The following is a 21,087-nucleotide window of genomic DNA, read 5'->3' on the forward strand; positions in this document are numbered from 1 at the left end:
CCCCTTAGGGACGGTCGGTGGCCGCCTGCTCGAACTGCGACTGGTAGAGCCGCCAGTAGGCGCCACGGGCGGCGATGAGCTCGTCGTGCGCACCCTTCTCGACGATGTCGCCGTGCTCCATCACGAGGATGAGATCGGCATCGCGGATCGTGGAGAGCCGGTGCGCGATGACGAATGAGGTGCGCCCCTCCCGCAGTGCCGCCATCGCGTTCTGCAGCAGCAGCTCGGTGCGGGTGTCGACGGCGCTCGTCGCCTCGTCGAGGATCAGGATCGACGGCTGGGAGACGAAGGCACGGGCGATCGTGATGAGCTGACGTTCACCGGCGGACACGTTCGCGGCGTCTTCTTCGAGGATCGTCTCGTACCCGTCGGGGAGAGCATGCACGAATCGGTCGACATAGGTGGCCTTCGCCGCCGCCAGGACCTCGTCATCGCTCGCACTCGCGCGGCCGTACCGGATGTTCTCGAGGATGGACCCGGCGAACAGCCACGGGTCCTGCAGCACCATTCCGGTTCTCGAGCGCAGATCGTCGCGCGTCGTTTCGGAGATGTCCTGCCCGTCGAGCAGGATCCGTCCGCCATCGAGCTCGTAGAAGCGCATGATGAGGTTCACCAGCGTGGTCTTGCCGGCACCGGTGGGGCCCACGATCGCCACGGTCTGCCCCGGCTCGACGCGGAAGGACAGGTCGGTGATCAGCGGATGATCCGGGTTGTACGAGAATGACACGTTCTCGAACTCGATGACGCCGTCGCCCTCCGGCACAGCCGGCGCATCCTCGGCATCCGGCTCCTGCTCATCCGCATCGAGGAAGTCGAAGACCCGCTCGGCCGAGGCCGTTCCGGACTGCACCACCGCGGCCATGCCGCCGAGCTCCGACAGCGGCTGCGTGAACTGCTGCGAGTACTGGATGAACGCCTGCACATCGCCGAGCCGCAGCTGACCGCTGGCGACCATGAGACCGCCGAGCACGGCGATGCCCACGTAGGTGAGGCTCCCGACGAACGTCATGGCGGGCATGATGATGCCGGCCATGAACTGCGCCCGGAAGCTCGACTGGAACAACTCCTCGTTCTCGATCTGGAACTTCTCCAGCGCGTCCTTCTCGCGGCCGTAGACCTTGACGAGGGCGTGCCCCGAGAAGGCCTCTTCGACCCGGGCGTTGAGGCGTCCGACCTTGCGCCACTGCATGCCGAAGGCCTTCTGCGAGCGCGGTCCGATGATCCCGAAGATGACGGCCATGAGCGGCAGCGCGACGAGCGCGACGAGCGCCAGCTGCCAGGAGATCGAGAACATCATCACGAGCACGCCGATCACCGTCAGCACCGAGGTCAGCGCGCCCGAGAGCGATTGCTGCATCGTCTGAGTGATGTTGTCGATGTCGTTGGTGACGCGGGATATCAGCTCGCCGCGCTGCACCTTGTCGAAGTACGACAACGGCAGCCGGTTGATCTTCGCCTCGACGTCCTCGCGCAGGCGCCACATCGTGCGCACCATGATGACGTTGATGACGTAGCCCTGGATCCAGGTCAGCAGCGCGGCGCCGATGTAGATCGACAGCACCGCGATGATGATCCAGCGCAGCCGCTCGAAGTCGACACCCGCACCCACCTGGAAGTCGCTGAAGGCCGCGACCATGTTCGCGAAGTCATCCTGCCCCTGCGCGCGCAGCAGGTCGACGACCTGCCCCTGCGACAGCCCGGACGGAACGCCGCTGTCGGCGAGGCTCTTCGAGATGAACCCCTCGTAGATGATGTTGGTCGCCTCGCCGAGGATCTTGGGGGCGGCGACAGTCAGCACGACGCCGAGCGCTCCGAGGATCGAGACGAAGACGAACCACAGCGCCGACGGCTTGAGGAGCCCGATCATGCGGGCGAAGCTCTTGCCGAAGTTGTCAGCCTTGCCGGGGGCGACCGCATCGAAATCTCCGGAGGTCAGCCGCGCCTGCTCGGCGAGCTCCGCCTCGTACTGCTCCTCGGCCGTCAGCTCGAGCGGTGAACCGGTCGTCACCGTCGTGGGAGCCTGTTCGTCGGCGCTCATGCGTCTACCCCCAGCTGCGATTCGACGATCTCGCGGTAGGTCTCGTTGGTCGTGAGCAGCTCGCCGTGGCGCCCCATCCCCACCATGGTTCCGCCGTCGAGCACGACGATGCGGTCGGCGTCGATGATCGTCGAGACCCGCTGCGCGACGACGATCTTGGTCACGTCGGGCAGTTCGCGCCACAGGGCCTGTCTCAGACGCGCGTCGGTGGTCAGGTCGAGGGCGGAGAAGGAGTCGTCGAAGATGAGGATCCGCGGGCGGTGGACGATGGCCCGCGCGATCGCCAGGCGCTGCCGCTGACCGCCGGAGACGTTCGTTCCCCCCTGTGCGATGCGCGAGTCGAGCCCCTCGGGCATCGCCTCGACGAAGTCGCGCCCCTGCGCGATCTCGAGTGCGTGCCAGAGCTCGGCGTCCGTGGCCTCCTCGCGCCCGTAACGCAGGTTGGATGCGACGGTTCCGGTGAACAGGAAGGGCCGTTGCGGCACGAGCCCGATGCTCTGCCACAAAGCATCGACATCGGCATCGCCGACCGCGGTGCCGCCCACGGTCACCGTGCCATCGGTCGCGTCGAACAGTCGAGGGATGAGGGAGATGAGCGTGGTCTTGCCGGCACCGGTCGAGCCGACGATCGCGACGGTCTCACCGGGTTCGGCCCGGAACGACACATCGGAGAGCACGGGCGCCTCCGCCCCGGGGTACGTGAAGCCGACCGACTCGAGGGCGATCGCACCGGGGACGGAGAAATCGACGATGCCGTCGACCGGACGTCGCATCGAGGATTCGGCCTCGAGCACCTCGCCGACGCGCTCCGCAGAGACGGCGGCGCGCGGGATCATCATCGCCATGAAGCTCGACATGATCACGCCCATCATGATCTGACCGATGTACTGCATGAAGGCGAACAGCGTGCCCACCTCGACGGTGCCCGCGTTGATCTCGATGCCGCCGAACCAGATGACCCCGACAACCGTCACGTTGAGGATGAGCATGAACAGCGGGAACAGCAGCACGAACAGTGAGCCGATCTTGCGGCCGAGCACCATGAGGACGGTGTTCGCCTCGCGGAAGCGGTTCTCCTCGATGCGCTCGCGCACGAAGGCGCGCACGACCCGCACGCCGGTGAGCTGCTCGCGCATGATGCGGTTGATGGCGTCGAGCTGGGCCTGATTCCGTCGGAACAGGGGAACCATCCGGCTGATGATGATGACCGCGACGATGAGGAGGACGGGCACCGAGACGGCGATCAGCCAACTGAGCCCGACGTCCTGCTGCACCGCCATGATGATGCCGCCGATGGCGAGCAACGGCGCCGTGACGAACATCGTGGCGCCCATCATCGCGAGCATCTGCACCTGCTGCACGTCGTTCGTGTTGCGGGTGATGAGCGATCCCGCGCCGAACTGCGAGACCTCCCGCTCGGAGAACCCGCTGACGCGCGAGAAGACATCGGCGCGGATGTCGCGCCCGGCGGCCATGGCCGCCCGCGCCGCGAAGTAGGTCGCCACGATCGAGCAGATGATCTGTCCGAGGGAGACGACGAGCATGAACGACCCGGTGCGCCAGATGTAGCCCGTGTCGGCCTGCGCGACGCCCTTGTCGATGATGTCGGCGTTCAGACGCGGCAGGTAGAGCGTCGCCAGGGCACTGGCGAACTGGAAGACGATGACGCCGAGCAGGAGCCAGCGGTACTTCGACAGATACCGGACGAGGATCTTTCCGAGCATGAGGGCGTCCTTGTGGGAATGGGCCGCACCGACCACAAGACAGCGTGCCACGTGCCGCCGACATTGAGAACGGTGATCCGCTCAGGGCGAAACGATCCGCAGGTGAGCGGCCCTTTCAGTCGAAGAGCGCGACGGCCGGCCGGAAGGCCCGGGCCCCAGCCGCGGCATCCGCCGCCAGCCCCGCGATCGCCGCCGGCTGCCAGCGCGGCGACCGATCCTTGTCGACCAGCTGAGCACGGATGCCCTCGACGAGATCGGGGTGGTTCTCGACGAACCACATGACCCGCCGATACTCCCCGATCAGCGCATCGCGCAGATCTCCGGTGCGCGCTTCGCGCACCGCCTCGAGGGTGACGGCGAGTCCCGTCGGCGACAGCTCGGCGAGGGTCGCCGCAGCGGCGGATGCCGCGGCCTCGGGCCGCGAGGACAGACGACGCATGATGCTCTGCACGTCATCCGCGGAGAACACCTCGTCGATCCAGCGCCGGTCCTCGACGAGCCCGGACTGCTCCGGTGTCTCGTCGAACAGCAGAACGAGCTCGGAGGGGCTCGTCGGGTCGGCGCGCTTGCCGAGGGCCTCGCGCAGTTCATCGAGGTGGCGCGAGGGAACGAAGTGATCCGCGAAGCCGGCGTAGACGGCATCCGCCCCGCTCATGACCCCGCCCGTCAGGCCCAGGTACTCGCCGAGCCGACCCGGCGCACGGCCCAGCAGATACGTGCCGCCGACGTCGGGGGTGAAGCCGATGCGCGTCTCGGGCATCGCCAGACGACTCCGCTCGGTCACGATGCGGATCGCCGCATGCCCGGCGAGGCCGATCCCCCCGCCCATCGTCACGCCGTCGGCGATCGCGACGACGGGCTTCGGGTACTCGGCGATCGCCAGGTTCAGCGCGTACTCGGCACGGAAGAACTCGGTGGTGCGCTCCGGGTGCCCGGACCGGATCTGATCGTGAAGAGCACGGACATCGCCGCCGGCGCAGAGGCCTCGGTCACCGGCCCCATCGATGAGCACGATGTCGATGTCGGCGTCGTCGCGCCAGGCGTCCAGCGCCGCGGACAGGCCGCGGATCATGCCGATGTCGAGGGCGTTGATCGCCTGCGGCCGGTTGAGGGTGAGACGTCCGAGGGAGCCCTCGGTGCGAACCAGAATGGTGGATGCCGCGTCGATGTCAGTCACGTCTGCCACGTTACCGCGGCACGAAGTGCTTGCCCCGCGCTCGTCAAAGGCGCGATTCTGCGGAATCTCCGGCAGGATAGAGAGCACCCACACGCAGGAAGGCCCCGGATGCCCCACGGACAGCTGATCGAGTTCGCCCACGTGACCAAGCGCTTTGGCGCGGTTGCGGCCGTCTCGGACTTCTCCGCCCGTGTCAACCCCGGCGTCGTGACCGGGTTCCTCGGTCCGAACGGTGCGGGCAAGACGACGACGCTTCGCATGCTCCTGGGACTGGAGCGTCCGACGAGCGGCACCGCTTCGATCGGCGGCACCCGCGTATCGGATCTGCGCAACCCCGGTCGTGTGATCGGCGCCATGCTCGAAGACCCGGGCTTCCGTCCGCGCCGCACCGTCGAGCGCCACCTCACTGCGGCGGCCAAGGCGAACGGTGTTCCGGTCCGCCGCGTCTCCGAGCTCATCTCGTTCGTGGGTCTCGGCTCCGATGCCGACACCCGCATCGCAGCCCTGTCGCTGGGCATGCGCCAGCGTCTGAGCGCGGCGACCGCGCTTCTGGGCGACCCGGGCGTCCTCGTTCTCGACGAGCCGGCGAACGGCCTCGATCCCGAGGGCATCCGCTGGATGCGCACCCTGATCCGCGGCCTCGCCGACGAGGGGCGCACGGTGCTCGTTTCCTCGCACGTGCTGTCCGAGGTCGAGCAGATCGCCGATGAGATCCTCGTGATCGCGCAGGGGCGGCTGAAGTTCGCCGGTTCGATGGAGGACCTCGCCGACCCGCGCACAGGTCCGGTCGTCGTCGATGCCAACGATCGCCGGGGGCTCTCGCGCATCCTGCGCGGCGCCGGGTACCAGCTCGAAGTCCTCCGCTCCGGACTGACGGTGCGCGGAGGCGATGCGGAGTCCATCGGCAACCTCGCCGCCCACGCCGGCATCGCCCTGTCGACCCTGCAGCAGCGCGGACCGACGCTGGAGGACGTCTTCCTCGACCTCGTCCACGACCGCTACGTGCGTCCGACGGCGGCGCCTGCGACCGCAGCCGTGCCGATCATCGCCGAACACGACGACCCCGTCGCGCTCTCCGAGCAGAACGTCGCGGCCCCACGGCCCGCTTTCCCGGTTCAGGATGCTCCGACGCCTGGCCCCGTTGAGGAAGAGGCCACCGTTCTCGCTCCCGTCGAGGACATCGTCGAAGAACGCGTCGCTCCCGCCGTCGAGGAACCCGTCGCTCCCGTCGTCGATAAGCCCGTGGCGCCCGTCGCCACGGAGACGACTGCTCCGGTCCCGGCCACGGCCGAAGAGACCGTCGAAGAGGCGTCGCCCGCCGACCAGGAGCCGACCGAGCGTGACGCGACGGAGGCATCCGCGGCCGCTGAGCTCTTCGCATCGACGCCCATCGCCGCGGCCCTCGTCGAGGAGCGCCCGCTTCCGGGCCTGGCCGGCCTCGCCGCCATGGCCAGCGTCTTCAACGCCACGCCGGTCGCAGAGAACGCCGAGCTCCCCGTCGCGGATGCGGAGTCCGAGACGGAGCCTGCTCCTACCGCTGAGGAGAGCACGCAGCCCGTGGAGGCTGAGACCACGTCCACCGTCGAAGAGGCCGCCGGTGACACGGCTGTTTCCGACGAGTCGTCCGCCGAGGCGGAGCCGGCCGCTGCTGAGCCCACCGCCGCGGATGAGGGCGTCCCCGCAGAGGACACCGTCGTAGCGGATGCCCCCGCGGTCTCCGCAGTCGAGGCCCCCGCCCCCGACGCTTCGGTCACGGAGCCGTCGGCGGACGAGACCTCCGCTCCCGCCCCGGTGGAGCAGGACGCACCCGCCGAGGCGACCGTGCCCGGCACGGAGAGCAACGAGGTTCCGGCGGGAGCCGAAGCCGCTGCCGAAGAAGCGCCCGCAGGCGCCGATGCGGCACCCGTGGCAGCGCCCGCCGGTCCGCTGATCGACGCCCCGGTCCTCGGTGAGTTCCCCTCGTTCGCACCGGTGCCCACATTCGACGAGCAGTTCCGCACCGCCGAGACGCCCGCCGAGGCGACGCCTCCGGCCGAGGCATCCCCTGCACTCTCCGCAGACGACGAGCCGCTCGACGTGGCCGATCTCTTCAGCGTGGTCCCCGATATCGTGACCGCGCCGATCCCCGCGGCAGACCCTGCTTCTGAGACAACGGAGCCCACCGCCGAGAACGCGCCCGAAAGCCTCACCGACGCCGAGCCGTCAGCCGTCGACGCGTTCTTCAACGCGTTCGCAGCGGATGCCGACGAGAACGCCGACGGCACGTCTTCCTCGGACGACGAGCAGCGCTGAGGTCAGGCCGGCCGCGGCCGGATGACGGGCCGCTGACGCCCGCGAACAACCGGGATCGGCGCCGTCTGCGCGATCTCGGCGACATCGACGAGCTCTTCCGAGACGTCCAGGCGCAGGGCCTGGGTCAGGGCGAGCCCGTTCCGCGTCGTGAAGAGCAGCCGCTGGAACTCCACATCACCCTCGAGATCGATGACGACACTCGGGCGGCGTCGGCGGAGCAGGACGAAATCAGTCGTCGCCGCGCCCTTCCAGGTGCCGGCCGCGAGCAGGCCGGGCAGGTGGGTTCCGGGCCCGGGCACACCCCGCAACCACGTCCACGGGTCATCGGTGAGCTGAACCTTGACGATCGTCTCGCGGACGATGCGCAGGTTCTCGCGACGGAAGCTCGCAGCCCGCTCGACCGGGGAGAGCACAACCTCGAGCTGTGTCTGATCCAGGAGCAGCGTCACCATGCTTCCAGTCTGCCAGTCCGCTCCTGCGAACGGACTGCAAGATCCTCACAGGAGGGCAACGATCGGCTGTCGGACGCGCACAGCGCCCGACAGCCGAGCAGGACGGTTCAGTCGCGCGTTGCCGCAGCTGCCGCGCGGGCGGCCGCGGGCAGAGCCGCCTCGATCGCGGCCAACGCCTCGTCGTCGTGCGCCGCAGTGAGGAACCAGGCCTCGTAGACGCTCGGAGGCAGCACGACGCCCTGCTCGCGCATCGCGTGGAAGAACGGGGCGTAGCGGAACGCCTCCTGCTCCAACGCCTCGGCGTAGGTGCGCGGCGCTTCGGCGGCGAACACGACGCCGAACAGGCTGCCGGCACGCGGGACGGCGTGCACGACGCCCGCTTCGGTCAGCGAGGCGTCCAGGGCGTCGGCGATACGGGCTGCCGCAGCATCCACACGGGCGTAGACGGCGGGAGTGGCCAGACGCAGGGTCGCGAGGCCGGCCGCGACCGACAGCGGGTTTCCCGAGAGGGTGCCTGCCTGGTAAACCGGTCCGATGGGAGCGAGGTGGTCCATGATCTCGGCGCGCCCGCCGAGGGCGGCCAGCGGCATGCCCCCGCCGACGACCTTGCCGAAGGTGATGATGTCGGGCAGGTACTCCTCGCCGAGCGAGGCCTGCAAACCCCAGAATCCCGCCGGGTGCACCCGGAAGCCCGTGAGCACCTCGTCGAGGATCATGAGCGCCCCGTGCGCGTGCGCGGTGTCGGCGATGAAGCGGTTGAAGCCGGCATCCGGCGCCACGACGCCCATGTTCGCGGCTGCCGCCTCGACGATGACGGCGGCGATGTTCTCACCGTGCTCGGCGAAGACCGCTTCGAGCGCGGCCCGGTCGTTGTAGGGGATCACGAGAGTCTGAGCGGCGATCGGCGCGGGGACTCCCGCCGAGCCCGGCAGGGCGAGCGTGGCGACGCCGGAGCCCGCCTCGGCCAGCAGCCCGTCGGAGTGTCCGTGGTAGTGGCCGGCGAACTTCACGAGCAGATCGCGTCCCGTCGCACCGCGGGCCAGACGGATCGCCGTCATGGTCGCCTCGGTTCCCGTCGACACCAGACGCACCTTCTCGACCGGCGCGAGGTCTCCCACACGCACGCGCTCGGCGATCGTGCGGGCGAGCTCGACCTCGCCCTCGGTCGGGGCGCCGAAGGAGAGGCCGCGCGTCGCTGCCTCCTGAACGGCCTCGACGACCTCGGGATGCGTGTGCCCGAGAAGCGCGGGGCCCCACGACGCCACGAGATCGATGTACTCGTTCGCCGAGGCATCCGTCACGCGCGCACCCTGCGCGGACGCCAGGAACCGCGGCGTGCCGCCGACGGACCCATAGGCGCGCACCGGCGAGTTCACCCCTCCCGGGGTCACCTCGCGCGCGGTCTCGAACAGGTCGTCATTGCGGTCGATCATGGATGCCTCCCGGACGTGGATGCTGGAGTGGAACTCGTGCGGCTGGATCAGCGCGCGTCGAGCCACTGGGCGGCCTCGGTCGCCCAGTAGGTGAGGATCGCGTCAGCGCCCGCGCGGCGGATGGAGAGGAGCGACTCGAGGACAGCCGCCCGACGATCGATCCAGCCGTTCGCGGCGGCGGCCTCGATCATCGCGTACTCGCCGGAGATCTGGTAGGCCCAGACGGGGATCTGCACGTTGTCACGGACCTCGCGCAGCACGTCGAGGAAGCCCATGGCCGGTTTGACCATGACGATGTCGGCGCCCTCGGCCTCATCGATCAGCGCCTCGAGCAGGCCCTCGCGGCGGTTGCCGGGGTCGAGCTGGTAGGTGCGCCGGTCGCCGGTGAGCTGCGAGTCGACGGCCTCGCGGAAGGGGCCGTAGAACGCGCTCGCGTACTTCGCGGCATAGCCCAACAGCATCGTGTCGGTGAAGCCCTCGGCGTCCAGACCCTGACGGATGACGGCCACCTGGCCGTCCATCATGCCCGACAGCCCCAACAGCTGGGAGCCGGCGCGCGCCTGGGAGAGCGCCATCGACACATAGCGGTCGAGGGTCGCGTCGTTGTCGACGGAGCCGTCCGCGGCGAGCACACCGCAGTGGCCGTGATCGGTGAACTCGTCCAGGCACAGGTCGGTCTGCACCACGAGCGCATCGCCGACCTCCTCGACCAGTGCGGTCGTGGCGAGGTTCAGGATGCCGTTCGGGTCATCCGCTCCGGAACCCTGCGCATCGCGCACTGCGGGAACGCCGAACAGCATGACGCCGCCGACCCCGGCCTCGGCGGCCTCGGCCGCCGCGCGGCGCAGCGAGTCCATGCTGTGCTGCACGACACCGGGCATCGAGCCGATGGGCTGCGCCTCGGCGAGCCCTTCGCGCACGAACATCGGCAGCACGAGTTGACGGGCCTCGACCGACGTCTCGCGCATGAGGTTGCGCACCGCCGGGCTCTGGCGCAGACGGCGCGGACGGATCTCGGGGAAGGAGCTCACGGCGCGAACTCGTCTGCCGCGTGCGGGAGGGTGAAGTGCGAGACCGCGTCGATCAGCGCGTCGACGGTCTGCTTGTCGGCGACGACCGTGATCGGCAGGCCGGCCTTGCGCGCATCGCTCGCGGTGCGCGGGCCGATCGCCGCGAGAAGCGTGTCATCGGGGATCTCCGGGAACTGCTCGCGCACCTGCTTGGCGACGGAGCCGCTCGTGATGAGGATCGCGTTGATCCGGCCGCTGTCGACATCGCGACGAATCCGGTCCGTGACCGGAACGCCGACCGTGCGGTAGGCGACGATGCTGGACACATCGTGCCCCGCTGCGATGAGCGACTCTGTCAGCACCGGCTTCGCGATCTCGCTGCGCAGCGTCAGGATGCGACGGGGCTCGGGTTCGAGGGCCATCATCTGCTGGGCCATGCCGGCCGCGGAGTTGTCCTTCTCGGGGACCAGCGCGACCTCGTAGCCGACGGCCTGCAGAGCGGCCGCGGTGGTCTCGCCGACCGCGGCGATCTTCGTGGTCTTCGGCACGACGGCGCGGTGCGCGAACAGAACATCCACCGTCGTGGCGCTCGTCACCGTGAGCCAGTCGAAGGCGCCGGCGGCCAGCTTCTCGAGCGCGTCGTCAAGCGCGGCCTGATCATTGGTCGGGCCGAAGTTGATCAGCGGTGCGACGACAGGGACCGCGCCCTGCGCCCGCAGGCTTGCGGCGACGCCGTCGCCCCACGGGCCTCCTCGCGGGACGAGGACGCGCCAGCCGGTCAACGGCTTCTCATGGTTCGTTTCGGGTGTAGTGGTCATCAGAGTGCTCTCAGGAGACGTAGTCGGCCGCCCCTTGTTCGAGCAGCCGACGGGCGACAGAAAGACCGAACTGGCGAGCTGCGTCATTCGGGTCCGCACCATCGGCAGCATCCGCATCGTTGCCACTGCCGTTCAGACGAATATACCCCTCGTCCAGGCCTTCGGTGACGTCGAGGCCGATCCGGCCGGTGCCCGCGGGCTCATAGACGATGGTTCGCAGGCGGACCGAGTCGCCGGTGACGACGGCATGCGCCGCCATGGGCGCCTGACAGCCCGCATCGAGGCCCTCGAGCACCCCGCGCTCGACCGTGATGGCGAGCCGGGTGGCCGCATCATCGATCTGCGCCAGCGCGTCACGCAGCTCCTGCGGAGCATCCGCCGTCGTCTCGACCGCGAGGGATCCCTGACCGGGGGCGGTTGGCCACTCGCTGAAGCCCAGGTCTTCACGCGCGAGCGTCAGCTCCGCTCCGAGACGGGACAGACCCGCGGCAGCGAGGATGACGGCATCCAGCTCACCGGTCTCGACACGCTCCAAGCGCGAATCGACGTTGCCGCGAATATCGACGACCTCGACCTGCGGGGCGCGACGGCGCACCTGGGCGATGCGGCGGGGCGAACCCGTGCCCACCTTCGCACCTGCCGGGAGCAGGTGAAGCGGGGTGCCGTCGCGGGTGATCACGACGTCGCGGGCGTCTTCGCGCACCGGCGTCGCACCGATCACGAGGCCTTCGGGCATCGCGGTCGGCAGGTCCTTGAGGGAGTGCACGAGGATGTCGCACTCGCCCGCGAGCAGGGCCTCGCGCAGACGGGTGGCGAAGACGCCGACGCCGCCGATCTCTGAGAGGGATGCCCGATTCGTGTCGCCTTCGGAGACGATCGGGACGAGTTCGACACGGCGGCCGGTGACCTCTTCGAGGGCGGCGGCGACGTGTCCGGACTGGGCTTGGGCCAGCGCGCTGCGGCGCGTGCCGAGACGGATCGGGGCGCTCATTTACTGCAGCACATCCGCGATCTCGTCGAAGCGCAGGCGGCGCCCGGTGTAGAAGGGCACCTCCTCCTTCACGTAGCGGCGGGCCTCCGTGTAACGCAGATCGCGCATGAGGTCGACGAGCTCGGTGGGGTCGTCCGCTTCGAGCGGCAGCAGCCACTCGTAGTCGCCGAGCGCGAAGGCCGCGACCGTGTTGGCCACGACGCCGCGGAACGCCGCCCCCTTGCGGCCGTGATCGGCGAGCATCGTGCGGCGCTCGCTCTCATCGATCAGGTACCACTCCGGGGTGCGCACGAAGGGGTACAGGCACAGCCAGCCCTTCGCCTCGACGCCGCGGAGGAAGCCGGGCACATGAGCGCGGTTGAACTCGGCATCGCGGTGCACGCCCATGACGTTCCACACGGGCAGGAGCGTGCGCAGCATCTCGGTGCGGCGCAGGCGACGCAGCGCCTGCTGGAGCTCTTCGGCTGTATCGCCGTGCAGCCAGACCATGAGGTCGGCGTCGGCCTTGAGGCCGGAGACGTCGTAGAAACCGCGGATCGTCACGCCGGAATCTTCAATGTGGCCGGCGATGTTCTCCAGCTCGGTCGCATCCGCCTCGATGACGGGTGCGTCGGGGTTACGGCGCCACACCGCCCAAAGGGTGAAACCGGACGGGTTCTCTTCGCTCACTTCGGACATGCATCCAGTCTGCCCCTTTCTTCCGAAAGGGGCCAATGCACGTGCTGGTCAGCGTGCGATGGCGCGGGCGACGGCCCAGACGAGGCCGCCGATGCCGGCCGCGAGGGCGACCGCTCCGGCGATCGCGCCGGCCGGGTTGCGTTCGGCGAACGCACGGGCGCGGGCGGCGCCGCGCACCGACGCCTTCTCGATGCGTCGCGGAACGTTGCCCTTGATCTCGATCGCGGCGAGCGCCGCCTTCAGCTCGGCGCGAGCGGATGCCACGGGATCGGTGATCCCCGCCGGCACCGCCGTGCGGGGCAGATTCTGATCAGAAGTCGTCATCGCCCGCCTCCTTCACAAGTCGAATATCGGCTGCAACGGCCTGTCCGGGGTTCTCCCGACGCAGCGCCTTGCGGAATTTCAGCAGGCCGAGGATCACGCAGACGGCGAGGCAGACGATCAGCAGTCCGATCACCGCCAGCACCGCGAGCCAGGCCGGCCACCAGGACGCGAGCCCCACGACGGCGAATGTCAGGAGCATCGGGACGAGCCAGAACAGGAAGAACAGCGCGATGAGGAACCAGACGCTGCCGATCCCCGCATCCTTCGCCGTGCGCGAGATCCAGGCCTTCGCCGCGTCGATCTCGGCCTTGACCAGGGTGGTGACGAGCTCGGGCAGATCGCCCAGCAGCGTCAGGAGACTGTCATCCGCGCGGTCGCGGTATCCGCGGGCCATGTCACTTGCCGTTCGTCGAGGTCTTCGCAGCCGCGGAGGACTTCTTCGCGGGAGTCTTCTTCGCCGCTGTGCTCTGCGCCTCGTCGACGGCGCTCTCGAGGTCGGCCGCGGCCTTCTTGCCCGTGGCGATCGCCGCGTCGAGCTTCGCGCCCGGAGTATCCGAGGAGCCCGCGGCCTTGGCGACCTTCACCACGCCGTTCCAGAGCGCGCCCGGAACAGCGGCGGCCTTCTCGCCGACGTAGCTCTTGGCCCGCTGAACCTGGTTCTGCACGGGGTCGAGGTGCCAAACCTTCAGCCACTGCGTCTTGATCTGCTCGTAGCGTTCGCGTCCGGCACGCGTGCCGAGCACGTAGCCCACGCCGAGTCCGACGACGATTCCGATCTTCCCCTTCATGGGGTTCTCCTCACGTTGTTCCACTCGAGCCGGGGGCGTATGCACCGCCGGCCAGGTCTCCCAGCGTAACGCCATATGCCGAGATCGGCATCTACTGGGGAAAGGGGTTGACAGCGGCCCGGCTCAGCCCCAGAGGAGGGCCCGTCGCACGCGTTCTGTTTCATCGACGGCATCGGGGATGACCTGAGCCAGCCCCGTCCCCGACAGCCAGGCGCCGACGGCGCCGAGCCCGTCGATCTTCGCGACAGCCGCCCGGACGGACCGGCGCCGCTCGCCGGCGCCGAGCAGCGAGACCGGCTGCGATTGCGTGAAGCGGGATCGCTGCGCGGCGATGAGACTCTCCGGTGCGAGGTGAACGCCGAGAAGAGCGGATGCCTCGGACAGCGCGAGCTGCGCGGCGGCATCGTCGTCGAGAGCGGCCGTGGCCGCCGGCTCGCCCTGCGATCCGAAGGAGACCCGGACGATATGGCGGCCCCCGGCGCTCTCGCGGAGCCACTCCCATTTGACGGTGGCGTGCGTGAGCGCCTTTCCGGTGTGGCTGCCGGGCACTGTGAGCACACCGGTTCCGCGGGGCGCGGCATCCAGCACCGGAGCATCGATGAGGAGCGAGACGATCTCGATCTCCGGCGCCTGGCCGGGAGTTCCGAGACCGGGCACATGATCGGCGAGCAGGTCGCGGGCGACGGGTTCCGCGGTGGCGACGATCACGGCATCCGCGACGATCGTCTCGACCGTCGGCTCCGCACCCTCCTCGGATGCGTCGTCGTCGCCGGCGACGGTGACGATCCAGGAATCACCCTCACGGGCGATCTGCTCGGCCGCGGCCTCCGTGCGGATCGTCGCCCCGAGCAGCGCAGCATCCGCGGCGAGCGCATCGATGAGCGTGTGCATGCCGCCCGAGAGCGCCTCGACCGCCGATCCCGGCGCCTTCCTCGCCCGCTCAGCCCGATCGGCGATCATCTGCGCGACCGCGACGGACAGCGACCCGGTTCGGGTGAGCGTCTCGTTGAGTCCGGGAGCCGCGATCTCCGGATCGACGTCATCCGGGTGCGCGGAGTACACGCCCGCCGTGACGGGCGCCACGAGCAGGTCGCGAACCTTGGCGCCCATGCGCGTCTCGACGAGGTGGCCGAGGCTGCGGTCCTTGCCGATCGTCAGCAGCGGACGCACACGGTCGAGGTAGGCGCGCCACGCGCCGCCCCAGCCGATGATGCGGCGCACGTCCTCGGCGAAGGGGTTGGCCGGGATGCCGAGCACACCGCCCTTGGGCAGCGGAGCCGGCGCGATGCCGGGAGCGCCGACGAGCCAGGCACCGACAGGATTCGGGGTGACGACACGATCTGTCAGAGCCAGCTCATCGATCAGTTCGCGGACGTGACCGCCGCGCGTCGCATAGCTCTCGGCTCCGGCATCCACCATCACACCGTCGAGCTCAGCCCGCCGGATGGCACCGCCGAGAACGTCCGCGGCCTCGAGCAGAGTGACCCGCATACCGACCTTGGCGCATTCGCGCGCCGCGACCAGCCCGCCGACGCCGCCGCCGACGACCACGACGTGGCGCGAAGCCGCGCGGGCGGCGAGGTCCTCGGGGGCGTCCGTCATGCGCCCAGGCCCTGCTGGGCGTGGGCGAGCTCGACGATGCGCGTCAGCTGGTCGGGGTCGGTCTCCGGCGGAACGCCGTGACCGAGGTTGAGGATGTGGGCGCGCGCGGAACGGCCGCGGCGCAGAACCTCGAGGACGTGCTTCTCGAGGATCTCCCACGGAGCCTGCAGCAGTGCCGGGTCGATGTTGCCCTGCAGCGTCACATCCGGGCCGAGGATCGCCGCGGCCTCATCCAGCGGCATGCGCCAGTCGACGCCGACCGCCGAGGTGATGCCGTCGAGGCGCATGTCGCCCAGGAACGGTCCTGTGCCGACGCCGAAGTGGATGACCGGCACGGGAAGGTCGATGACCGACGCCTTCGAGTGCGGTGCGATGTGCGCGCGGTAGTCGTCCGGGTTCAGAGAGCCCGCCCACGAGTCGAACAGCTGCACCGCCGAGGCGCCCGCGTCGATCTGGGCTTCGAGGAACCGGCGCGAGACGCGGGAGAGCCAGTCGGCCAGACGATTCCAGGACTCGGGGTCAGCGTGCATCATGGCGCGCGCTCGCAGGTGCTCCTTCGACGGGCCTCCCTCGATGAGGTACGCGGCCAGCGTGAAGGGCGCACCGGCGAAGCCGACGAGAGGGGTGTCGCCCAGCTCTGCCGTGATGATGCGGATGGCCGCGGTGATCGCCTCGTGATCGAGGTCGGCGGGATCGATCGCCGTGATGCGGTCGACATCGGCGCGCGTGCGCACCGGGTTCGCGAACACCGGGCCCCGGCCCGGCTCGATCTCGACCTCGACGCCCGCCAGACGCAGAGGGATGACGATGTCGCTGAAGAAGACGGCCGCATCGACCTTGTGCCGGCGCACCGGCTGCAGGGTGATCTCGGCTGCGAGCTCCGGGGTCAGGCAGGCATCGAGCATCCGCGTACCGACCCGCAGCTCGCGGTACTCGGGAAGGGAACGACCGGCCTGACGCATGAACCAGACCGGGGTCTGCTCGGGGCGGTCACCGGCGAGAGCGCGCAGCATCGGAGAGTGTGTGGCAGCCATGCCTCCATCCTCCCATCCGTACTGAGGAATCGTCCCTTCAGCTCCCTCTACGGTTCGCGGCGTAGACTGGAGGGGTGCTGCTGTGCGTGACGGCGAGTCACAAGACCGCCTCCTTCGAAATGCTCGAACGATTGAGCCGCACCCCTGACGACGTCGCCCCCAATCTTCTGGGTCTGGCTTCGTGCGTGCAGGGGGCCGTCGTCGTCGCCACCTGCAACCGCTTCGAGGCGTACATCGAGGTCGACGAACCGGTGACCGCGGCCGGCGCCGTCGGCGTCGAAGCCGTGCTGGAAGCCATCGAGCAGACCGCCGGCATCCCCGCCGAAGAGCTCGAGGGCGCCTATGAGGTGCACTCCGGCCGCCATGTCGCCGAGCATCTGTTCGCCGTGGCATCCGGTCTCGAATCGGTCGTCCCCGGTGAGGGCGAGATCGCGGGCCAGGTTCGCCGCGCCCTGAAGTCCGCCCGCAAGGAGGGCACCACCTCCCCCGAGCTCGAGCGTCTCTTCCAGCGCGCCAGCCAGGCCCAGCGCAAGGTCAAGAACGTCACGGCGCTCGGCCGTGCCGGCCGCTCGCTCGTGCGCCTCTCGCTCGAGCTCGCCGACAGCCGCATCGCCGACTGGTCCGCCGAGAAGGTGCTGCTCGTCGGAACCGGCGCCTACGCAGCCGTCACCCTCGCGACCCTGCGCGAACGCGGCGCCGTCGACATCTCCGTCTACTCCCCTTCGGGCCGTGCGGCCGTCTTCGCCGAGAAGCACGACATCACCGCCGTCCCCGAAGACGACTACGCCCGCATCGCCTCGCGATCCAGCCTCCTCATCACCTGCACCAACGCCGCCGAGGAGCCGGTTCTCGGCCCGCAGCACCTGCAGGCGCCCACCGGTCCCGTCCCCGCGGGCTGCCCCATGGGGCAGAACTCCCAGCTCGTCATCGACCTGGGAATGCCCCGCAACGTCGACCCCGCCGTCGCCTCGCTCGAAGGCGTCGCCCTCCTCGACCTCGAGACGATCCGCCTGCACGCCCCGCTCGAAGAGCTCCAGGCCACCGATGCCGCGCGCTCCGTGGTTCGCGAGGCCGCCGACACCTTCAACGTCGTCGGCGACCGCCAGAGCGTGACCCCCGCCGTCGTCGCGTTCCGAACGCACATCCTCAGCCTCATGGAGGCCGAGATCGACCGGGCCCGCGCCCGCGGCGATGAGGACGGCCGGGTCGAGCAGGCCATGCGCCACCTCGCCGGGGTCCTCACCCACACACCCACGGTGCGCGCCCACGAGCTCGCCGCCGACGGCCGCAGCGCCGAGTTCATCTCCGCCCTCGAGACGATCTACGGCATCACCCCCGAGGCCCCGGCCGCGGCATCCGACATCGCCTGACTCCGCCGAGAGAGCTCGGGCGCGTGCTACGGTGGCGTCGCTCGAATCTCGAAACCGGAGTGAACTGTGTCATCAGCCTCGACGCCCGCGCGTCTGCTCGCCCTTCTGTCCGCGGGAGTCCTGGCTCTCGCCCTCGCAGCCTGCAGCTCATCCGCGCCGACGGCTGAATCGTCGAGCGCCGAGCCCGCACCGGTCGAAACCGTCGAACCGGCCGAGCCGACGGCCGAGGACATCGAGGGCCGCTGGTGCCCGACACCCGAGAGCGCCGCCACCGAGGGGTGCGTCACGATCGCCCTTCCGAACGCCGTCTACGACGACGCCGTCACGGTCGAGCTCAGCGAACCCGTCGCCGGCGACCCGGCCGATGGCTTCGCCTTCTCCACCCCGGGCGCCCCCTTCGGCACCTATTTCCCCGCCGGTTTCGAGATCCCCGGCGGCACCCCCGACTACTACCCGGGCGCCGACCTGCCCGATCAGGACCGCATCTGGAACGGTCAGACCGGTGCGCTCCTGCTGCGCGCGACACCTCCCGAGATCACGGCCGCGAACTGCGCCGATGTCTCGGGCTCCGCAGCCCTCGTCGGATGGAGCGGCGAGCTCCCGGCAGCGCCGTCGGCCATGTGGGACATCCTCGACACGATGGGCTGGGCCGCCGAGACCTACGACGCCTGCGCCACCCTGTCATGGATCGTCGTCCCTCTGACCGATTGCTGCCTGGGCGGGTACCCGTTCGCGGTCATGCTCTTCCACGAGGGCGAGTTCGCGGGGATGGCCACGGAAGAGATCTACGGACGATTCCCCGAGGTCGCCCGCGTCGCCGACGACGAGCTCACTATCACCTGGTCGTGGGTTCCCGACGGCGGATCGAACGCCGGGCCCTACGACACCGCCACGTCGACCTTCACCTGGGACGACGAGGTCGTTCGCACCGGAGACCTGCCGCCGGTCTCGTTCTGAGTGCGGCGCGCTGCACGACCGCAGCAACGTCTGCGCCAGTACGGTCTAAGCCAGCAGCGCGCAGTCCGGGGCGGCCGCCGCGAGGCGGGCATCGAGCGTCAGCAGACGGCACTGCGCCGCCCGCGCGAGCACGACGTACATGGCGTCGTAGGCGCTGATGTTGTGGCGCAACGCGTAGACGGCCGGAAGGGACGCGACCATCGGCACCTGCTCGACCCCGAGGTCCTCGAACTCACGGAAGGCCCGCAAAGCGAGTTCGTCGCTGGTCTGCCCGCTGAGGGACCACCCGCGGACGACGGATGCGACTTCCGCCGTCAGATGCTGCGGTGCGATCAGCTCGTGACCGTCGAGCAGCACGGCCGCCCGTCGCCCCTGTTCCGTTCCGAACAGGATCTCGGCGACCGCGGATGCGTCGACGACGAGCGTCATCGACCGGGCCGCTGCTCGGCGAGCACTTCTGCCGCCGGCTGGAGCACCGCGGGCCCGCGACTCGCGATCCGCTCCAGAAGCTCGGCTCGGCTCGGACGCGTCGCGAGACGGTCGAGCTCGCGCAGCAGATAGTCGCTGAGGGAGCGGCCCTCCAGGGCTGCCTTCGCCTTGAGCGCTCGGCTCGTCTCCTCCGAGACGTTGCGGACCTGGATTGTAGTCATGCATTCAGCATACGTCGCATGCAGTTTGCATGTCGAGGACGTTCGAACAGCCGGCACCGCCGTTTCCGCGATTTCCACTCCGTTACGAGACTTGTCGCATGGCCCTTCGCATCGCCGGAGACACCGCCGCCGACGATCTACTTGACCGACACCCCGCTCGCCCTGCGCGATCGCACCGCTTCCCGGGTTCGGAGAGCAGAAGGCCAAGATTTTCCTCGCGCCCCTCGGCAAGCAGTACGGGTTCACCGGTTCCGGATGGCGCGAAGCCTCCGCTCCCTACGGCGACGAGGGCGCCTCCCGCAGCGTCGCAGACATCGTCCCGACGGGATCGCTCGCGCTCGTCCGCGCGAACAAGGAGGCGGTGAAGGCGACCGCTCAGGCTGCGAAGCAGAGGCCCGCTCCCGGTGTCAAGGGCGCTGCACGATCACCGCCCCTCGCGCAGACTCAACCCATGTCGACCAATGTGCGCCGCCTCGCCTGTACGCCCGATGACGTCTTCCGCGTCCTCGCGGACGGATGGATCTATCCGGGCTGGGTTGTCGGAGCATCCCGCATGCGCGACGTCGAGGAGACCTGGCCGCAGGCCGGTGCGCGGCTGCACCATTCCGTGGGGGGTCTGGCCGGCACTGCTCGACGACACGACCAGCAGCGTCATGTGGGACCCGCCGCGGCGGATGGTCATGACGGCGCGCGGTTGGCCGATCGGCGAGGCGCGGGTCACGCTCGATGTGCGCGATTCCGAAGGCGGATGCCTCGTGCGAATCCGTGAGGACGCCATCAGCGGCCCGGCGACCCTTGTTCCCGAATTCCTCCGCGACGCGATGCTCCGCGTGCGCAACGCCGAGACCCTGCACCGCTTGGCCTATCTCGCCGAGGGGCGCGCCGGAGACTCTCAGCTCCCGTAGCGGTCGGCGATCTCCTGCGTGAGCGCGGGCCAGACGCGCTTATGGTCCTCGCCGAAGGGCACCCCGGAGAGGAACGCCGCAGCGATGTCCCGCGATCGATCGATGAAGAGGAAACTGCCCTGCGCTCCGAAGTGCCCCGCGGTCTCGGGCGGGAAGGTGTCGGCGAGCCAGTGCGGCGACTTCTCGGCCTTCAACTCGAAACCGAGCCCCCACTGGCAGTCGGCGTAGGCACCGTAGCCGGGAACGATGCCCCGCAACCCCTGGTGCGATGGGCTCAGTGCCAGGTTTCGGAACGAGGCGGGGATCAGTGTCGGACGCAGCACCTCGCGCCCGAAGATCAACAGGTCGTTGATCGAGGCCCGCCCGCCTGCGGAGGGACGCCCCGTCACGTCCGTCTCGGCCATCCCGAGCGGACGGTTCACCTCGCGCGCCATCCATTCGCTGAACGGGATGCCGACGGCATCCGCCACGTGCGCGGCCAGGGCGTCGAACCCGGCGTTCGAATAGATGCGCCGCTCACCGGGAGCCTTCTGCGGCTCGGCGCCCTCCATCGGCAGACCGCTCGTGTGATCGAGCAGGTCGAGCACCGTCGATCCTGCGGGGCCGGCAGGATCATCGAGGTCGAGCAGGCCGTGATCGATCGCGACGAGAGCACCCCACGCCGTCAGCAGCTTCGTCACCGAGGCGAGCGCCACCACGGCGTGCGGGTCGCCCTGCACGGCGAGCGTCTCATCAGGGCTCGTCACACCGACGAGAGCGGTGTGCGGGAAGCCGTCGGTCGCGGCGAAGGTCGTCGTCTCCATTCCTCTATCCTGCCGTGCTTCCCGGAGTGCGGCGTGGCATG

General features: G+C 69.5%; 20 protein-coding genes and 2 pseudogenes. 5 read left to right on the plus strand and 17 right to left on the minus strand.

Annotation, left to right across the window (positions count from 1 at the left end):
- Positions 1-4: 4 nt before the first annotated feature.
- The 3 genes from ACWAUG_RS02410 to ACWAUG_RS02420 all read right to left on the minus strand — a co-directional run bounded on the left by ACWAUG_RS02410 (position 5) and on the right by ACWAUG_RS02420 (position 4,939).
- On the minus strand, positions 5-2,038 hold the full coding sequence (locus ACWAUG_RS02410; RefSeq protein ID WP_460800973.1) for an ABC transporter ATP-binding protein: 2,034 nt from the start codon (positions 2,036-2,038) through the stop codon (positions 5-7).
- A complete protein-coding gene (locus tag ACWAUG_RS02415; protein ID WP_460800975.1) occupies positions 2,035-3,762 on the minus strand; it encodes an ABC transporter ATP-binding protein in 1,728 nt (575 codons plus the stop codon). The genes ACWAUG_RS02410 and ACWAUG_RS02415 overlap by 4 nt, the downstream gene beginning before the upstream one ends.
- Before the next feature lie 115 nt (positions 3,763-3,877).
- On the minus strand, positions 3,878-4,939 hold the full coding sequence (locus ACWAUG_RS02420) for an enoyl-CoA hydratase/isomerase family protein (protein ID WP_460800977.1): 1,062 nt from the start codon (positions 4,937-4,939) through the stop codon (positions 3,878-3,880).
- Between the two features lie 108 nt (positions 4,940-5,047).
- On the opposite strand from ACWAUG_RS02420, the gene ACWAUG_RS02425 reads away from it, so the two are divergent.
- Positions 5,048-7,231 carry an ABC transporter ATP-binding protein gene (locus ACWAUG_RS02425; protein WP_460800978.1) on the plus strand — a complete coding sequence of 728 codons (2,184 nt, stop codon included), beginning with the start codon at positions 5,048-5,050 and terminating at the stop codon, positions 7,229-7,231.
- Between the two features lie 2 nt (positions 7,232-7,233).
- On the opposite strand, the gene ACWAUG_RS02430 is transcribed toward ACWAUG_RS02425, so the two are convergent.
- From ACWAUG_RS02430 to hemE, 11 genes are all read right to left on the minus strand, one after another.
- The gene (locus ACWAUG_RS02430) at positions 7,234-7,683 is read right to left on the minus strand and encodes a hypothetical protein (RefSeq protein ID WP_460800980.1); all 450 of its coding nucleotides are present in this window, start codon (positions 7,681-7,683) and stop codon (positions 7,234-7,236) included.
- Positions 7,684-7,790: 107 nt separating this feature from the next.
- The gene (gene hemL, locus ACWAUG_RS02435) at positions 7,791-9,116 is read right to left on the minus strand and encodes a glutamate-1-semialdehyde 2,1-aminomutase (protein WP_460801143.1); all 1,326 of its coding nucleotides are present in this window, start codon (positions 9,114-9,116) and stop codon (positions 7,791-7,793) included.
- A 47-nt stretch (positions 9,117-9,163) separates the two neighbouring features.
- Positions 9,164-10,084 carry a porphobilinogen synthase gene (gene hemB / locus ACWAUG_RS02440; protein ID WP_460801145.1) on the minus strand — a complete coding sequence of 307 codons (921 nt, stop codon included), beginning with the start codon at positions 10,082-10,084 and terminating at the stop codon, positions 9,164-9,166.
- Positions 10,085-10,143: 59 nt separating this feature from the next.
- Positions 10,144-10,944: a uroporphyrinogen-III synthase gene (locus ACWAUG_RS02445; protein WP_298037539.1), complete on the minus strand. Its 801-nt coding sequence runs from the start codon at positions 10,942-10,944 to the stop codon at positions 10,144-10,146.
- A 10-nt stretch (positions 10,945-10,954) separates the two neighbouring features.
- Positions 10,955-11,935, minus strand: a complete 981-nt coding sequence (gene hemC, locus ACWAUG_RS02450; RefSeq protein ID WP_460800981.1) for a hydroxymethylbilane synthase — start codon at positions 11,933-11,935, stop codon at positions 10,955-10,957.
- Positions 11,936-12,613, minus strand: coding sequence for a hydrogen peroxide-dependent heme synthase (gene hemQ / locus ACWAUG_RS02455; protein WP_460800983.1), 678 nt, complete (start codon positions 12,611-12,613; stop codon positions 11,936-11,938).
- A gap of 48 nt (positions 12,614-12,661) precedes the next feature.
- Positions 12,662-12,937, minus strand: coding sequence for a hypothetical protein (locus ACWAUG_RS02460; protein WP_460800984.1), 276 nt, complete (start codon positions 12,935-12,937; stop codon positions 12,662-12,664).
- A complete protein-coding gene (locus tag ACWAUG_RS02465; RefSeq protein WP_298037548.1) occupies positions 12,924-13,331 on the minus strand; it encodes a phage holin family protein in 408 nt (135 codons plus the stop codon). Before ACWAUG_RS02465 ends, ACWAUG_RS02460 begins: the two co-directional genes overlap by 14 nt.
- Before the next feature lies 1 nt (position 13,332).
- Positions 13,333-13,725: a hypothetical protein gene (locus tag ACWAUG_RS02470; RefSeq protein ID WP_460800986.1), complete on the minus strand. Its 393-nt coding sequence runs from the start codon at positions 13,723-13,725 to the stop codon at positions 13,333-13,335.
- Positions 13,726-13,848: 123 nt separating this feature from the next.
- Positions 13,849-15,327, minus strand: coding sequence for a protoporphyrinogen/coproporphyrinogen oxidase (locus ACWAUG_RS02475; RefSeq protein WP_460800988.1), 1,479 nt, complete (start codon positions 15,325-15,327; stop codon positions 13,849-13,851).
- Positions 15,324-16,361: a uroporphyrinogen decarboxylase gene (gene hemE / locus ACWAUG_RS02480; protein ID WP_460800990.1), complete on the minus strand. Its 1,038-nt coding sequence runs from the start codon at positions 16,359-16,361 to the stop codon at positions 15,324-15,326. Before hemE ends, ACWAUG_RS02475 begins: the two co-directional genes overlap by 4 nt.
- Before the next feature lie 74 nt (positions 16,362-16,435).
- Between hemE and ACWAUG_RS02485 the strand changes: the two genes are divergently transcribed.
- Positions 16,436-17,731: a glutamyl-tRNA reductase gene (locus ACWAUG_RS02485; protein WP_460800992.1), complete on the plus strand. Its 1,296-nt coding sequence runs from the start codon at positions 16,436-16,438 to the stop codon at positions 17,729-17,731.
- Between the two features lie 66 nt (positions 17,732-17,797).
- Positions 17,798-18,688, plus strand: coding sequence for an LppP/LprE family lipoprotein (locus ACWAUG_RS02490; RefSeq protein ID WP_460800994.1), 891 nt, complete (start codon positions 17,798-17,800; stop codon positions 18,686-18,688).
- A gap of 45 nt (positions 18,689-18,733) precedes the next feature.
- On the opposite strand, the gene ACWAUG_RS02495 is transcribed toward ACWAUG_RS02490, so the two are convergent.
- A complete protein-coding gene (locus ACWAUG_RS02495) occupies positions 18,734-19,117 on the minus strand; it encodes a type II toxin-antitoxin system VapC family toxin (protein ID WP_460800996.1) in 384 nt (127 codons plus the stop codon).
- Entirely contained in the window at positions 19,114-19,338 is a 225-nt protein-coding gene (locus ACWAUG_RS02500; protein ID WP_460800998.1) for a FitA-like ribbon-helix-helix domain-containing protein, read from the minus strand. Before ACWAUG_RS02500 ends, ACWAUG_RS02495 begins: the two co-directional genes overlap by 4 nt.
- A gap of 178 nt (positions 19,339-19,516) precedes the next feature.
- Between ACWAUG_RS02500 and ACWAUG_RS02505 the strand changes: the two are divergent.
- Positions 19,517-19,726: pseudogene (locus ACWAUG_RS02505) on the plus strand (HhH-GPD-type base excision DNA repair protein); the annotation flags it as partial.
- 63 nt (positions 19,727-19,789) lie between these two features.
- A pseudogene (locus ACWAUG_RS02510) lies at positions 19,790-20,243 on the plus strand (SRPBCC family protein).
- Here the strand turns inward: ACWAUG_RS02510 and ACWAUG_RS02515 are convergent.
- On the minus strand, positions 20,231-21,046 hold the full coding sequence (locus ACWAUG_RS02515) for a serine hydrolase domain-containing protein (protein ID WP_460801000.1): 816 nt from the start codon (positions 21,044-21,046) through the stop codon (positions 20,231-20,233). The pseudogene ACWAUG_RS02510 and the gene ACWAUG_RS02515 overlap by 13 nt on opposite strands.
- Positions 21,047-21,087: the final 41 nt, after the last annotated feature.

This window comes from Microbacterium sp. GXF6406, assembly GCF_054798215.1.

Bases quoted from the DNA above. Each gene is read 5' to 3' on its own strand.
- ACWAUG_RS02410 (WP_460800973.1), bottom strand. From the start codon at position 2,038: ATGAGCGCCGACGAACAGGCTCCCACGACGGTGACGACCGGTTCACCG.
- ACWAUG_RS02415 (WP_460800975.1), bottom strand. From the start codon at position 3,762: ATGCTCGGAAAGATCCTCGTCCGGTATCTGTCGAAGTACCGCTGGCTC.
- ACWAUG_RS02425 (WP_460800978.1), top strand. From the start codon at position 5,048: ATGCCCCACGGACAGCTGATCGAGTTCGCCCACGTGACCAAGCGCTTT.
- ACWAUG_RS02430 (WP_460800980.1), bottom strand. From the start codon at position 7,683: ATGGTGACGCTGCTCCTGGATCAGACACAGCTCGAGGTTGTGCTCTCC.
- hemL (WP_460801143.1), bottom strand. From the start codon at position 9,116: ATGATCGACCGCAATGACGACCTGTTCGAGACCGCGCGCGAGGTGACC.
- hemB (WP_460801145.1), bottom strand. From the start codon at position 10,084: ATGCGCGAGACGTCGGTCGAGGCCCGTCAACTCGTGCTGCCGATGTTC.
- ACWAUG_RS02445 (WP_298037539.1), bottom strand. From the start codon at position 10,944: ATGACCACTACACCCGAAACGAACCATGAGAAGCCGTTGACCGGCTGG.
- hemC (WP_460800981.1), bottom strand. From the start codon at position 11,935: ATGAGCGCCCCGATCCGTCTCGGCACGCGCCGCAGCGCGCTGGCCCAA.
- hemQ (WP_460800983.1), bottom strand. From the start codon at position 12,613: ATGTCCGAAGTGAGCGAAGAGAACCCGTCCGGTTTCACCCTTTGGGCG.
- ACWAUG_RS02460 (WP_460800984.1), bottom strand. From the start codon at position 12,937: ATGACGACTTCTGATCAGAATCTGCCCCGCACGGCGGTGCCGGCGGGG.
- ACWAUG_RS02465 (WP_298037548.1), bottom strand. From the start codon at position 13,331: ATGGCCCGCGGATACCGCGACCGCGCGGATGACAGTCTCCTGACGCTG.
- ACWAUG_RS02470 (WP_460800986.1), bottom strand. From the start codon at position 13,725: ATGAAGGGGAAGATCGGAATCGTCGTCGGACTCGGCGTGGGCTACGTG.
- ACWAUG_RS02475 (WP_460800988.1), bottom strand. From the start codon at position 15,327: ATGACGGACGCCCCCGAGGACCTCGCCGCCCGCGCGGCTTCGCGCCAC.
- hemE (WP_460800990.1), bottom strand. From the start codon at position 16,361: ATGGCTGCCACACACTCTCCGATGCTGCGCGCTCTCGCCGGTGACCGC.
- ACWAUG_RS02495 (WP_460800996.1), bottom strand. From the start codon at position 19,117: ATGACGCTCGTCGTCGACGCATCCGCGGTCGCCGAGATCCTGTTCGGA.
- ACWAUG_RS02500 (WP_460800998.1), bottom strand. From the start codon at position 19,338: ATGACTACAATCCAGGTCCGCAACGTCTCGGAGGAGACGAGCCGAGCG.
- ACWAUG_RS02515 (WP_460801000.1), bottom strand. From the start codon at position 21,046: ATGGAGACGACGACCTTCGCCGCGACCGACGGCTTCCCGCACACCGCT.